This is a genomic window from Pseudoalteromonas byunsanensis (assembly GCF_001854475.1).
In the GTDB taxonomy this organism is placed as follows: domain Bacteria; phylum Pseudomonadota; class Gammaproteobacteria; order Enterobacterales; family Alteromonadaceae; genus Pseudoalteromonas; species Pseudoalteromonas byunsanensis.
Window position 1 is genome coordinate 52,762 of the sequence record NZ_MNAN01000030.1, and the last position, 12,890, is coordinate 65,651.

The 12,890-nt window shown below is 42.9% G+C and carries 11 protein-coding genes; 9 read left to right on the forward strand and 2 right to left on the reverse strand.

Annotated elements, in window-relative coordinates; translation table 11 throughout:
- The first annotated feature begins 216 nt into the window (after positions 1-216).
- The 5 genes from BIW53_RS09805 (at position 217) to BIW53_RS09825 (ending at position 6,268) form a co-directional block, all read left to right on the forward strand.
- Positions 217-1,650 carry a peptide MFS transporter gene (locus BIW53_RS09805; RefSeq protein ID WP_070991703.1) on the forward strand — a complete coding sequence of 478 codons (1,434 nt, stop codon included), beginning with the start codon at positions 217-219 and terminating at the stop codon, positions 1,648-1,650.
- Between the two features lie 454 nt (positions 1,651-2,104).
- Positions 2,105-3,151, forward strand: coding sequence for a 4-hydroxyphenylpyruvate dioxygenase (gene hppD / locus BIW53_RS09810; protein ID WP_070991704.1), 1,047 nt, complete (start codon positions 2,105-2,107; stop codon positions 3,149-3,151).
- Between the two features lie 101 nt (positions 3,152-3,252).
- On the forward strand, positions 3,253-4,566 hold the full coding sequence (gene fahA, locus BIW53_RS09815; RefSeq protein ID WP_070991705.1) for a fumarylacetoacetase: 1,314 nt from the start codon (positions 3,253-3,255) through the stop codon (positions 4,564-4,566).
- A gap of 204 nt (positions 4,567-4,770) precedes the next feature.
- Positions 4,771-5,865: a M23 family metallopeptidase gene (locus tag BIW53_RS09820; RefSeq protein ID WP_175442116.1), complete on the forward strand. Its 1,095-nt coding sequence runs from the start codon at positions 4,771-4,773 to the stop codon at positions 5,863-5,865.
- Positions 5,855-6,268: a bactofilin family protein gene (locus tag BIW53_RS09825; protein ID WP_234401206.1), complete on the forward strand. Its 414-nt coding sequence runs from the start codon at positions 5,855-5,857 to the stop codon at positions 6,266-6,268. The genes BIW53_RS09820 and BIW53_RS09825 overlap by 11 nt, the downstream gene beginning before the upstream one ends.
- Here BIW53_RS09825 and BIW53_RS09830 read toward each other — a convergent pair.
- The gene (locus BIW53_RS09830; protein ID WP_175442118.1) at positions 6,255-6,725 is read right to left on the reverse strand and encodes a hotdog fold domain-containing protein; all 471 of its coding nucleotides are present in this window, start codon (positions 6,723-6,725) and stop codon (positions 6,255-6,257) included. The two genes, BIW53_RS09825 and BIW53_RS09830, sit on opposite strands and share 14 nt — an antisense overlap.
- 157 nt (positions 6,726-6,882) lie before the next feature.
- Here BIW53_RS09830 and BIW53_RS09835 point away from each other — a divergent pair, with 157 nt between their 5' ends.
- The 4 genes from BIW53_RS09835 to BIW53_RS09850 all read left to right on the forward strand — a co-directional run bounded on the left by BIW53_RS09835 (position 6,883) and on the right by BIW53_RS09850 (position 11,421).
- The gene (locus BIW53_RS09835) at positions 6,883-8,070 is read left to right on the forward strand and encodes a multidrug effflux MFS transporter (RefSeq protein WP_070991708.1); all 1,188 of its coding nucleotides are present in this window, start codon (positions 6,883-6,885) and stop codon (positions 8,068-8,070) included.
- Positions 8,071-8,368: 298 nt separating this feature from the next.
- On the forward strand, positions 8,369-10,201 hold the full coding sequence (locus BIW53_RS09840) for a S8 family serine peptidase (RefSeq protein WP_070991709.1): 1,833 nt from the start codon (positions 8,369-8,371) through the stop codon (positions 10,199-10,201).
- 123 nt (positions 10,202-10,324) lie between these two features.
- On the forward strand, positions 10,325-10,954 hold the full coding sequence (locus BIW53_RS09845) for a LysE family translocator (RefSeq protein ID WP_070991710.1): 630 nt from the start codon (positions 10,325-10,327) through the stop codon (positions 10,952-10,954).
- 8 nt (positions 10,955-10,962) lie between these two features.
- Complete coding sequence (locus tag BIW53_RS09850; protein ID WP_070991711.1) at positions 10,963-11,421, forward strand: methylglyoxal synthase; 459 nt, start codon at positions 10,963-10,965, stop codon at positions 11,419-11,421.
- A 45-nt stretch (positions 11,422-11,466) separates the two neighbouring features.
- Here BIW53_RS09850 and yegD read toward each other — a convergent pair whose 3' ends face one another.
- Complete coding sequence (gene yegD, locus BIW53_RS09855; RefSeq protein WP_070991712.1) at positions 11,467-12,834, reverse strand: molecular chaperone; 1,368 nt, start codon at positions 12,832-12,834, stop codon at positions 11,467-11,469.
- Positions 12,835-12,890: the final 56 nt, after the last annotated feature.

The window sequence follows — 12,890 nt, forward strand, 5'->3', positions numbered from 1 at the left end:
TTTTGTAACATAATTACCTTTCATTGAGCTTTAACTACTTCCCCATTCCATTTCATGTGGGTATACTGACGCGCTTTAAGTGCATAGATAATCGCTGAGTAAGCGCTGATCATGCATATTTACTTAATTGGCCACCCGTTCAAATTACATAACTATTTGCACGTAATGATTATTATAAGGCCTCACAACACATTTGATTTAATTAGGAAAGCACATATGAGTTCATTACCTAATTCAGGAGAGTTTCTAGGCCATCCTAAAGGCTTGTTCCTGTTGTTCGGCACAGAAATGTGGGAACGTTTCGGCTACTATGGCATGCGCGCCATCTTAGTATTATATTTGGTCGCAATGACCCAAGACGGTGGATTTGGTTGGTCTAATGCCGATGCGCTGAGCCTGTACGGTACATTCACCATGGCTGTTTATCTCACGCCATTATTTGGTGGTTGGTTAGCCGATAACGTTTTAGGGCAGCGTAAAGCCATCATCATCGGTGGTATTTTAATGGCCACAGGTCACTTCATTATGGGTGTACCACACGCTGCCGTTGCAGGTATGGAAGAAAATGTGTTCTACCTTGGCCTTGCTTTGCTGTGTCTAGGTAATGGTCTATTCAAACCTAATATCTCAACCATGGTAGGCGATTTATATAAAGAAGGTGATAAACGTCGTGACGGCGCATTTACTATCTTCTACATGGGTATCAACATGGGTGGTGCGTTAGGACCACTAGTTGCAGGTTATGTTGCAGCAGTGATCAATTGGCAAGCAGGTTTTATTGCGGCCGGTATCGGTATGGTTATCTCTGTTGTTATGCAGTTAGTTCTAAGCAAGAAATACTTAGGTGACATTGGTGTTGTGCCTGCAGCTAAGCTTTCAGCCGCGCAGTCAAGTTCTGGCACCAAAGAGCCACTAACTAAAGTCGAAAGAGACCGCATTAAAGTTATTTTCACTATGAGTGTATTCAGCATCATCTTCTGGATGGGCTTTGAACAAGCTGGTGGTTTAATGAACCTATTTGCAAACGACTACACTGACCGTATGTTAATGGGCTTTGAAGTACCGGCTTCATGGTTCCAGTCACTTAACTCAATCTTTATCATTATTTTTGCGCCAGTCGTTGCTATGATTTGGTTAAAATTGGATAAAAGAGAGCCAAACTCGCCTGTTAAGTTTGCAATTGCATTAGTGTTCCTTGCACTTGGTTTCCTAACCATGATGCTAGCGCTTATCACTGAAGGTTCAGGTCAAGGTAGTATTCAAATCAGCATGATGTGGTTGGTACTTTTCTATCTATTCCATACATTAGGTGAGCTATGCTTATCACCTATTGGTCTATCAATGGTAAGTAAACTTGCACCACTGCGCCTTGCATCACTACTGATGGGGATCTGGTTCCTGTGTACTGCGGTTGCCAACAAGATAGCTGGTTTTGTCGGTTCATTCATCGGCGAAGGTCAAGAAGCCATGAACAATGCGATGGGTATCTTCATAGGTTTAGGTGCAACAGCCTTACTTTCAGCAACCGCTATGTATCTACTCAGTGACCGTCTTGTGGACTGGATGCATGGTGCTGAAGGCAAACATGAGCCTCACACACAAGAACATATTCTTGCAGAAGAACTGGAAGTGGCTGCCGTAAAACAATAGTCAGCCCAAACTAATCACTAAAAACCGCGTGTTAAAAGCACGCGGTTTTTTTGTATGAAAAGCAGATAAAAGACATTGGTGTACAGAAAAGCTTACACTCTTTCCTTTATTCTATGGCTTGTCCGCTTACAGTCCACTGTAGATTGCACGGAACTCTCTACCAAACAATAAAAATAAAACACCATAAAAATCAAAAACATAAAAACAAAAACAAATTTCTCTTAAAGAAATTCAGTACTCTTAAGCCACCATCGAATGACAAACTGATTGAGAACCCCCTCAGGTGTCAGCAAACATCCATGACGCATGGAGGTTTGTGCAACTTAATTTACAAATGTGCAGTCTGCTAAATAGAGGCCTACTCTTCCTCTTTATCCATTTTTGATTAATCATCCACCTACAGAAAACATAATCTAACAAGCAACCCAATTTGCTTAATTGCGGGAGTATGACAATGAGTGAAGTAAAAAACCCACTAGGTTTAGTTGGTATCGAATTTACCGAGTACGCAACACCAGATGCGGACTATATGGATAAAGTGTTCACCGATTTTGGCTTCTCAAAACTTAAAAAGTTTAAAGATAAAGACATCGTTTATTACAACCAGAACGACATCCATTTCTTACTAAATAACGAACGCGAAGGTTTCTCTGCGGCATTCGCTAAGAGCCACGGCCCTGCAATTTGTTCAATGGGCTGGCGTGTAGAAGACGCACAAAAAGCGTTTGAAGTTGCTGTTGAACGTGGTGCAAAGCCAGCTACTGATTCTGCAAATAAAGACTTGCCTTACCCTGCAATTTACGGCATCGGTGACAGCCTTATTTACTTCATCGACGTATTTGGCGACAAGGGTTCAATCTACGACAATGATTTTGTTGATCTTGAAGAGCAGAACATTGTTAAAGACAAAGGCTTTATCCGTATTGACCACTTAACCAACAACGTTTACAAAGGCACCATGGAAACATGGGCAAACTTCTACAAAGACGTGTTTGGTTTTGAAGAAGTACGCTACTTTGACATTAAAGGTCAAAAAACAGCACTACTGTCTTATGCACTTAAGTCACCTTGTGGCACCTTCTCTATTCCAATTAATGAAGGTAAAGACGACAACAACAACCAGATCGATGAGTACCTAGATGAGTACAATGGTCCGGGTGTACAACACTTAGCATTTTTAACTAACGACCTAGTAGCTTCACTAGATCAGTTAGACAAAAGTACAATTGCTACGTTAGACATCGTTGAGCACTACTATGACACAATCTTTGACCGTGTACCTTGGGTTAAAGAAGACAAAGACAAGATCAAAGAACACCAGATCTTAGTAGATAGCCAAAGCGAAAACTGCTACCTATTACAGATCTTTACCAAAAACTTGTTCGGCCCAATCTTTATTGAAATGATCCAACGTGTTGACGATGGCGGCTTTGGTGAAGGAAACTTCCAAGCACTATTCGAGTCTATTGAACGAGATCAAGAGCGTCGCGGCGTAATCTAAGTTTAATTTTGTTATTATTTTCACAAGCAGCTTTTTAAAAGCTGCTTTTTCCATTTTAGTTAAGGCAAAATAGTCTTAATCAAAAATAAAAAGGAACGGCAATGTCTTTTATTAACGAAACCCATGATATTAATCTGAAAAGTTGGGTTGCGAGTGCAAACCAAGCTGGCACCGATTTCCCAATTCAAAACTTACCGTTTGCGGTATTTCGTCGTAAAGGCACTAACGAAGAGTTTCGCGGTGGTGTTGCCATTGGAGATCAAGTACTAGACCTTGCAGCAGTTGCACAAACTGGTATTTTTTCTGGTGATGCTCAAGTCGCTGTTGAAGCAGCGAACGCACAGGTGTTAAATGAATTTATGGGCCTTGGCCAAACTTACTGGTCAGCTCTACGTTTAGCACTATCTCGCGCTCTACGTGAAGGCTCTGAACATCAAACTACGTTAGCAAATGCACTTGTTCCGCAAGCTGACGTTGAATATTCAATGCCATGTCACATTGGCGATTACACTGATTTCTACACATCAATCTACCACGCTACTGCGGTTGGTAAATTGTTCCGTCCGGATAACCCTTTGCTACCTAACTACAAGTGGGTACCAATTGGCTATCATGGCCGTTCATCATCTATCGATGTATCTGGACAAGCTTTCCACCGCCCTAAAGGCCAAACTAAAGCACCAGATGCAGATACGCCTTCATTTGGCCCGTGTAAACGTCTGGATTACGAACTAGAACTTGGTATCTACCTTGGTAAAGGCAATGAACTTGGCGATCAAATCGCCATTGAAAATGCAGAAAACCATGTCTTTGGTTTCTGCCTATTCAATGACTGGTCAGCGCGTGATTTACAAGCGTGGGAATACCAGCCACTAGGTCCATTCTTAGCGAAAAACTTTGCTTCAACAGTTTCTCCTTGGATTGTAACAACAGAAGCACTAGCTCCATACCGTACTCAGTGGCATCGTGATGAGAACGATCCACAGCCTATGGAATACTTAGAGTCATCACACAACCGTGAAGCGGGCGCTTTTGATATTCAAATGGATGTACTACTTGAAACTGCCAAAATGCGTGAAGAGCAGCAACCGGCAGCTAAGTTATCTGAATCTAGCTTCAAACACAGCTACTGGACAGTTGCGCAAATGGTGACTCACCACACCGTAAACGGCTGCAACTTCTTACCAGGTGATATGCTAGGGTCTGGTACTCAGTCAGGTCCAGAGCACGAAGAAGCTGGTTCATTACTAGAGCTGTCTCGTGGTGGTAAAGAAAGCATCACTTTGACAAACGGTGAAGAGCGTAAATTCCTAGAAGACGGTGACAAGGTCATTATGCGTGGTTGGTGTGAAGCTGATGGCTTTAACCGCATAGGCTTTGGTTCTGTCGAAGGCACAGTTCTTCCTGCTAAATAATCCCAAATTAAAAGCAGATAAAAATCAAAGGTGTGCGTAAGTGCACCTTTTTATTATATAAATTTGCTGGATTTTTGCTTCAATCTTGTTAAGGTTAAGCGTTGTCTAAAATATTTTTTGTCTATGTTGAAATTAATTGCTCGTCTTTATACGACGTTGTTCCGCTCAAAGCAGGTCCTAATACGCCAAAATGGTGAGATTTATATGCTTACCTTGGCAAGTTGGGTGCAACCAGTGCTGATTGCTCTCGTGCTGGGTGCGATCGCTTGGTCTGTAATAAATGCAAAATCAGTTAAGCGCCAGCAAAGTACAATATCTTCTTTGCAAGCACAAACTGAAGCAGCTCAACAACGATTTTTAAACGAGAAACAGCAAATGCAAGCTCAGCTTGCACAGCAGCAGCAAACGCTTAATGAATTATCTGAAAAACAGCTTATGCTGCAAAGCCTGGTAGATGCTTTGCCCAGCTCGTTGAATGAAACCAGCGGCGATATCCAAGATGTAGACGAAAATATTAATGCCGATACAAGCGCAGAGAACGACATCAGCAATCAAGATTCAATCCCCGAGACAAACTCTGAGCAAAGTGAATCAGGTTCAACTGAGCAGCAAAAAGAACAACCACAAGAAGACTTTAATACTCAAGCGCAACTACTAGTCGCTAATCAGCGAGACCTACTCACAGCCCTATCGCAAAATATTCAGACCCGCGTTACAAAGTTAGCGACTGGACTTGCAGAAGTAGGTATTGCGCCTCAAAAAGAAAGTTCTGCGCTCGCTCAAGGTGGCCCATATCACCAATTAGAATTGGAACAACTTCCCGAAGAATATCTCAGCACGATAGACAACTTAGTCGTGCTAAACAATCTAGAACAGGTGTTAACAACGCTTCCTGATTCAATGCCCGTAGCCAAAGACAATTACTATATTTCCAGTCAATTTGGCTTTAGAAAAGACCCTATCACTGGTAAGCGTGCATACCATAAGGGAGTTGACTTAGCTGGCTGGCATAAGACTGAAATTGTGGCACCCGCGGCTGGTATAGTGCTAAGAGCGGGGAAAAACGGCGGCTACGGTAAATTTATAGAAATACAGCATGAACACGGATTGGTATCTCGTTTTGGCCATTTGCACACCATCAAAGTTAAAAAAGGGCAACAAATCAGCAAATCTGAAGTAATTGCTTTGATGGGAAGTACTGGACGTAGCACTAGTACTCACTTACATTATGAAGTATTACAAAATGGCAAACATATAAACCCCATTAAGTTAACTAAGGTAATCAATCGTGTTCAGTAGTTTAATAGGCAGCGATAAAGCGCCCTCAGGTTTACCCGCTATCATCTCTCCCAATACCGTAGTTGAGGGCCAGATAAGATGCGAAGGTGAACTACAAGTCGACGGTAAGGTGATTGGTGATTTGGCTATCAACACCCTGATAATCGGACTACACGGAGTTATTGAGGGTAATGTAAAAGCTCATATTGTTAGGATCAAAGGAACTGTCAACGGCTGTATTGATGCAGATAAGGTCATGCTCGAAAAAACCGCCAAAGTACATGGCGATGTCATGCATGACACCCTCAGTATAGAAGCAGGCGCCTTAATTGAAGGCAAGCTTACTCACAAAACTGAGGTGACAAATATCACCTCGTTTAAAGATAAAGCCTCAAACAAAGATAAAACAACTAACGCTCAGTAATATACATGTTGATATCGGCATGGAAAACTTTTGTTCCCTGAGCGTCAAAGATCTCTACAGGTACGATTAAATCTTCCTTATCTTGCCACTGACGTGGCAAAGCAATTTTGGCTTGTGCCGTTAGGTCTGTTTCAGCCTTCTTTAGATACTGCACCGTCATCCCTTTGGGGATCCAACGATGAGTTTTATGAGGCACGGTTGCATCAACCATCACTCCCGCACATAACTCTGCCAGATTACATTGTGCGATAGCATGAATAGTTCCAATATGATTAAACACGGCTTTGCGTTTCGGCATGCTGGCGCAACATTCACCGGGCTCCAACTTAGTTATTCGTGGTTTAATTGAGCCAAAATAAGGGGCTTTTCTACATACAGCTTTGCTAAAAAGCCATTGTCCAAACGGTAGCCACTGCATTCTTTTATAGATTTTGAGTAATGGAGCCGACACGGTCAATCCCTCTGTAAAATGAATTAATAATATCAAATTAACACATCCGACCTGTTGAGAAAATATGCTAGTTCATGCATTTATACTTTTATTTTGACGATCCGGCGCTTTGTCCTGTTCTTTTTGTAAGAGCACACTAAAATAGCGGCCAAAAGGAGTCGTCATGCCGCAATCTCAATCTATCAGCAAATCTTTAGTATTTATTCTCGCTTTACTGGTTATTTTCTGCCCACTGGGTATTGACTTGTACTTGCCCGCTTTTCAAGCCATGCAGCAAGGCCTAAATGTATCCGAATCAAAAATCCAACAAACTATCAGCGTGTACATGCTAACCGTGGGGATTGGCCAATTAGTCGCAGGACCACTTGCCGACAAGTATGGTAGAAAACCAATCGCAAATGTCGGTATTGTGCTGTTCATTATTGGCGCAATATTAGCTTCATTGGTTGAGAGTTGGCAGTGGATGATGATTGCCCGTGCAATGCAAGGTTTTGGGGCTTGTGCTACGTTCGTAGCGGCTTTTGCTATTGTAAGAGACAGTTTTGGGCACAAAGGCAGCGGTCAAATGATCACCTACCTCAATGGTATCGTTTGCTTTATTCCTGCCCTTGCACCTTTGCTGGGAGCTTGGCTAACCCTTGAATTTGGCTGGCGAAGTAACTTTGTATTTCTGGCTAGCTTTTCCCTATTAGGTTTGATTCTGGTGCTTTGGTTGTATCGTGAAACCAAGCCTGCAGATAGTATTTATAACGGTCATATTTTAGACTTGCGCCGCTTTAAGCCTATGTTGGCAAGTTCTGAATTTATGTTTAATGCTGCTATCACTATGTTTGGCATGGCCGCCATGCTTGTTTTTGTAACCACAGCCCCCGGCTGGATCATGAACCATTTAAATGGCTCTGTAGCAAACTTTACGAGTTGGTTTACCGGTAACGCCGTACTCAGTATCATTGCAAGCTTTTGCGCGCCTGTTCTGATAAAGCGCCACAGCCGCAGGGCACTCATAGTTGGTTTAACACTCTTTACATTAGGTGGTCTTGCAATGTTGTGGGCAAGTCGATATCCGCATCCTGCTGCGTTCATGCTACCCATGTATATTGCCTCTGTTGGTTTTGCTTTCTCACTAGGCTCCGCAGCGGGAAAAGCACTCTCAGGTTTTGCCCAACAAGCAGGCACAGCCTCAGCACTTATCGGTGTCATGCAGATGAGTGGCGCTGGTGTATTAGCTCTACTGACACAACAATTATACTTAGCAGCCCCCTATCAATTAGCCCTACACTTGCTCATAACTTTGCCATTTTTACTAGCATTATTGGGAAAAAATAAACAGTTATTACACAGTGCGGCTTAGTCCGCACTCCCCTCTTACTAAATAGCTATAATTATCATTTCCTTTATATATCATGTATCTATTATGGTAAACCATGTAACCTGCTAGACTTCTACTAATACTAAAATAGTATATGCAAATAATTTAATACTCTAAATTTTTATAAAAAAAGCAATAAATTATTCTTTACGTCATGGGCTATTTCGATCTACTCTGTTCACCCGTTAATCAATTGTTATTTATTTAACAATCTTTGACTAATTAACACTCTTCGTTTAACAAGCGATTCACTCATTTTAACGAACTAGAGATAATAATAATGAAACTAAACAAGTTCACTTCAGCATTAATGTTTGCGGGTATATGTGCAGCAGCAGGCGCACAAGCAGCGGATGACCGTTACATCATTCAAGTTGATAATAATAAAAAAGGCGTTGTAAAAGCGCTAGCTAAGCAATTAGGTGCACAACTTCACGTTGATGGTGACGGATTCATCGCGGCAACTTTTTCTGGCAAAGATCTCTCTCAAGTTAAAGGTTTATTAAACAACCCACACGTAAAACTAGTTGAGCAAGACTTTAAGCGTGCACCAATGGCTATTTATAACGATGACGCTGGCGACGCGATGACTCAGCAACTTACGCCATACGCTGTTTATCAATCACAAGCAAATCAAGTTACTTTCAACGCAAACGCAGGCATGAAGGTATGTGTTATTGACTCAGGTCTTGACAGCTCTAACCCTGACTTCATCTGGGGTAACATCACAGGTGATAACGACTCTGGTACAGGTAACTGGTACGATCATGGCGGCCCACACGGTACTCACGTAGCTGGTACTATTGGTGCAGCAGACAACAACATTGGTGTTGTAGGCATGGCACCTGGTGTAGACATGCACATTATCAAAGTATTCAATGCTGAAGGTTGGGGATACTCTTCTGATTTAGCACACGCAGCAAATCTATGTTCACAAGCTGGTGCAAACATCATCAGCATGAGCCTTGGTGGCGGCGGTTCAAACAACACTGAATCAAACGCATTTGCAAACTTCAATGCTGCAGGTGGTCTAGTAATCGCTGCCGCGGGTAACGATGGAAACGACGTACGTTCATACCCTGCAGGTTACCCTTCAGTAATGATGATCGGTGCAAACGATGCGAACAACCAAATTGCAGATTTCTCACAGTTCCCTAGCTGTGCAAGTGGTCGTGGTAAGAATGCTACTGAAGACGAAACTATCTGTGTAGAAGTAACAGCAGGTGGTGTAGACACTCTTTCAACTTACCCTGCGGGTATGGCAACATCAGCAAACCTAAACGTTGACGGCAACGTAGTTGCAAGCTCAGCAATGGAAAACTCAGGTACAGTAACCGGCAGCTTATTCTTCATGGGTACAGCTGAGGCAACTGATGCTGGCGCTAACGGTAAAGTATGTCTAATTGACCGTGGTAACATTTCTTTCCACGACAAAGTAGCAAACTGTGAAGCTTCAGGTGGTATCGGTGCGATAATTGTCAACAACGAAGCTGGCATGTTATATGGCACACTTGGTGATACTAACTCAACAAGTATTCCTGCTGTAGGTGCAGCACTTGAAGACCGTGCAACATTAATGGCTGCAAGCACTGCAACTGTTAACATTGGTACAAGCGATTACGGCTTCATGAGCGGTACATCTATGGCAACTCCAGCAGTTTCTGGTGTAGCAGCTCTTGTATGGTCAAATCACCCAGAGTGTACTGGTCAAGAGATCCGTGCAGCACTTAAAGCAACTGCTGAAGATGCTGGCGCAGCTGGTAAAGACGTATACTTCGGTTACGGTATCGTTAAAGCAGCTGATGCAGATGCTTATCTAACTGCAAACGGCTGTTCAGGTGGTGACAACGGTGGTAACCCAGGCGAGGGCAGCATCAGCCTATCAGTTTCTGGCTACAAGCAAAAAGGTAGCAACTTTGCAGACCTTAACTGGCAAGGTGCAAGCACAAGTCAGGTAGATATTTATCGCAATGGTAGCAATATTGTCACAACTGCAAACGATAATAGCTATACGGACAGCATCAGTGGCAAAGGCGGCGGCAGCTACATTTACCAAGTATGTGAGCAAGGCAGTACGACAGTATGCTCTGACACACAAACTGTTGTGTTCTAAAAACCCAACCTAATTATAAGCGGGCTCTAGAGCCCGCTTTTTAATGCCTACTTGGTCAACCATATCTTTTCTATTTAAAACCACTTAGACTAATTGACATTGTTGAACTTTGCATAATTTACAATGATCAATCCTGAATCCCTCGTTTCATTCTTAATCGCCAGTACCATCATTGCAGTTGCACCTGGTCCTTCCAATGCGTTCTTAATGGCACAGACCTTCACTCATGGTCGTGTGGCGGGTATGAAAAGTGCGCTAGGTTTTGCTGTGGGTGGCGTTATTCACACCATTTTTGCTGTAATTGGTTTGTCCGCAATTTTAAAAGCCTCTGAAAGCGCCTATTTCGCTGTTTTGTATATTGGTGCGGCCTATCTAGCCTTTCTTGGTTTTACTGCAATTAAGGCTACATTTAAAGCAAAAATAGACAGTGAAGATAAACCTCATGTCAGCACCAAAAAGCCAGGCAATGTGTTTGTACAAGCTATGATGACGGAAGTGCTCAACCCCAAGGTTGCTTTGTTCTTTATCGCTTTCATTCCCCAATTTGTTGACCCTAGCCTCAGTTCACCTACATTACAACTGGCTATCTTTGGACTTCTTTACCCTATCTTGGCATTTCCAATTGACTGCGCGTATATTTACGGCGGTGACAAAATAGCCAAATATTTCCGGCGCCACCCTAGTGCACCAATTTGGATAGACAGAACATCGGGAGTAATTTTCATCGCTCTGGCCGTCAACCTGATAATATGAGAACGAACATGCAAACTAAGATACAAACTTTACCAAGTAAGAAAAACATCGCATTGGTCGCCCATGATGGGAAAAAAACAGCACTTAAAGCATGGTGTCTTGCCCACCAAGCCGTGCTACAAACCCATCAACTATTCGCTACAGGAACCACGGGACATGTGATTGAAAAAGCAACAGGGCTGAACGTTGAGAAACTGCTCAGTGGTCCTATGGGTGGTGATCAGCAGATAGGGGCAAAAATTGCCGAGCATCAAATTCATATGTTGGTATTTTTTTGGGATCCATTAGCTTCCCAACCTCATGACCCGGATGTTAAAGCACTCTTACGACTGGCTGCGGTATGGAACATTCCTGTGGCCTGTAACGAAGTTACAGCGGATTTACTTATCAGCTCACCGAGCATCAGCGAAGAAATCACTCGCAACCTACCCGATTACCATGGGTACCTAGCAACTCGACTCGACTGAGTAATTTGTATCGTGTGAACACACACGATACAAATAATAATGGCCTTAACTGAAAATTTTGCTAGCCCATTTTGTTAATCCGGCTGTTACACTGCCAAAGTTATCGCCATTAAGCATCGGAATATTACCTAGTGATTGCTGTAAGGCAGCTTTGAGTAGCGGTGATTGCGCACTTCCTCCCGTCAGATAGATCACATCTGGTTGGGTTTGCGCACTGCTGATAGCATCCTGAGCTAAAGAGCATATCTGTTTTAAACTATCCGATACTGCATCTTGCAACTGCGCCTGCGTAATCATCGTCGTCAAACCTGATTCAACAAAGCTCAGTTGTGCTAAATACTCATCATCACTGGACAGTGCTATTTTGCATAACTCTCCTTGGCGCACAACTTGATGACCCAGCTTATTTTGCTGGATTTTAAGTAAGCGGGCTAACTTGTCAGGTTCATTTACATCTCGCTGCATGGCTTGAAGCTCACGGCGATTCGATTGGCCATAGAACTCAGTTTGTAGATGTAGATCATTGATCTTACAGGCTTGCCAATACAATTGGTTTGGCATAGGTAAACCAGACTTCAATGTAGAGCCAAGCCCACATAACGGCATAAAATTATGATAAGCCATCGCTATATCAAGGTCATTTCCGCCTAACCTTTTACCTGTATGTGAGAGAAAATCTTGTTCTCGATTACTACGAGCACGATAATTTGGCCCCATTTGTACAAAAGAGCAATCGCTTGTACCACCACCAATGTCCACAACCAGTACCTTTTGGTCTTGTGTGAGCCTCGACTCATAATCGATCCCAGCAGCTAAAGGCTCGAATAGAAACTCAACTTCTTTAAACCCCGCTCGCTTTGCAGCACAGGTAAGAATATCGATAGCTTGCTGGTTACTTTGCTCACCTCCTATCGCCTGAAAGTTCACGGGACGCCCTATCACGGTGTGCGTTATGTTTTGACCAAGCTGACGCTCTGCACGTTGCTTGATTTGTATGATCATTGCGCTCGCAATATCTTCAAAAAAGGCAATTTGTTGTGGCTTTAGCCCAATGGCACCAAAGAATGATTTTGGAGATTTAACAAAATACCCTTCCTCTGGAAAATCAATATACTCCTCAATTGCAGCACTACCGATTTGCAACCCCGTTTCATTACTTGTCAGGTCCAAATCTCTACGAATAGCACTTATTCCGTTAAGTAATCCAGCCCTAGAATGACGATAATGCTCAGCATGGGGTGTGTTGGCAAGTTGATTAGCAACAAAATCAACAACCAAAGAATTGTGCTGCGCATAGAGAGTTGAAGGCAAGTAATGACGCCCCGCTTCTAGCTCCAACATTCTTACGTTTTGTCCTTCAACCATTGTACCTACAGCACAATTAGAGCTTCCGTAGTCAAATCCAACAATCATACTCACCTCACGACAGAAAAAGGTCGCGCAGATTAGCACACTTGCAGAACAAAGCT

Coding starts and splice junctions, on each gene's coding strand:
- BIW53_RS09805 (WP_070991703.1), top strand. CDS start 217: ATGAGTTCATTACCTAATTCAGGAGAGTTTCTAGGCCATCCTAAAGGC.
- hppD (WP_070991704.1), top strand. CDS start 2,105: ATGAGTGAAGTAAAAAACCCACTAGGTTTAGTTGGTATCGAATTTACC.
- fahA (WP_070991705.1), top strand. CDS start 3,253: ATGTCTTTTATTAACGAAACCCATGATATTAATCTGAAAAGTTGGGTT.
- BIW53_RS09820 (WP_175442116.1), top strand. CDS start 4,771: ATGCTTACCTTGGCAAGTTGGGTGCAACCAGTGCTGATTGCTCTCGTG.
- BIW53_RS09835 (WP_070991708.1), top strand. CDS start 6,883: ATGCCGCAATCTCAATCTATCAGCAAATCTTTAGTATTTATTCTCGCT.
- BIW53_RS09840 (WP_070991709.1), top strand. CDS start 8,369: ATGAAACTAAACAAGTTCACTTCAGCATTAATGTTTGCGGGTATATGT.
- BIW53_RS09845 (WP_070991710.1), top strand. CDS start 10,325: ATGATCAATCCTGAATCCCTCGTTTCATTCTTAATCGCCAGTACCATC.
- BIW53_RS09850 (WP_070991711.1), top strand. CDS start 10,963: ATGCAAACTAAGATACAAACTTTACCAAGTAAGAAAAACATCGCATTG.
- yegD (WP_070991712.1), bottom strand. CDS start 12,834: ATGATTGTTGGATTTGACTACGGAAGCTCTAATTGTGCTGTAGGTACA.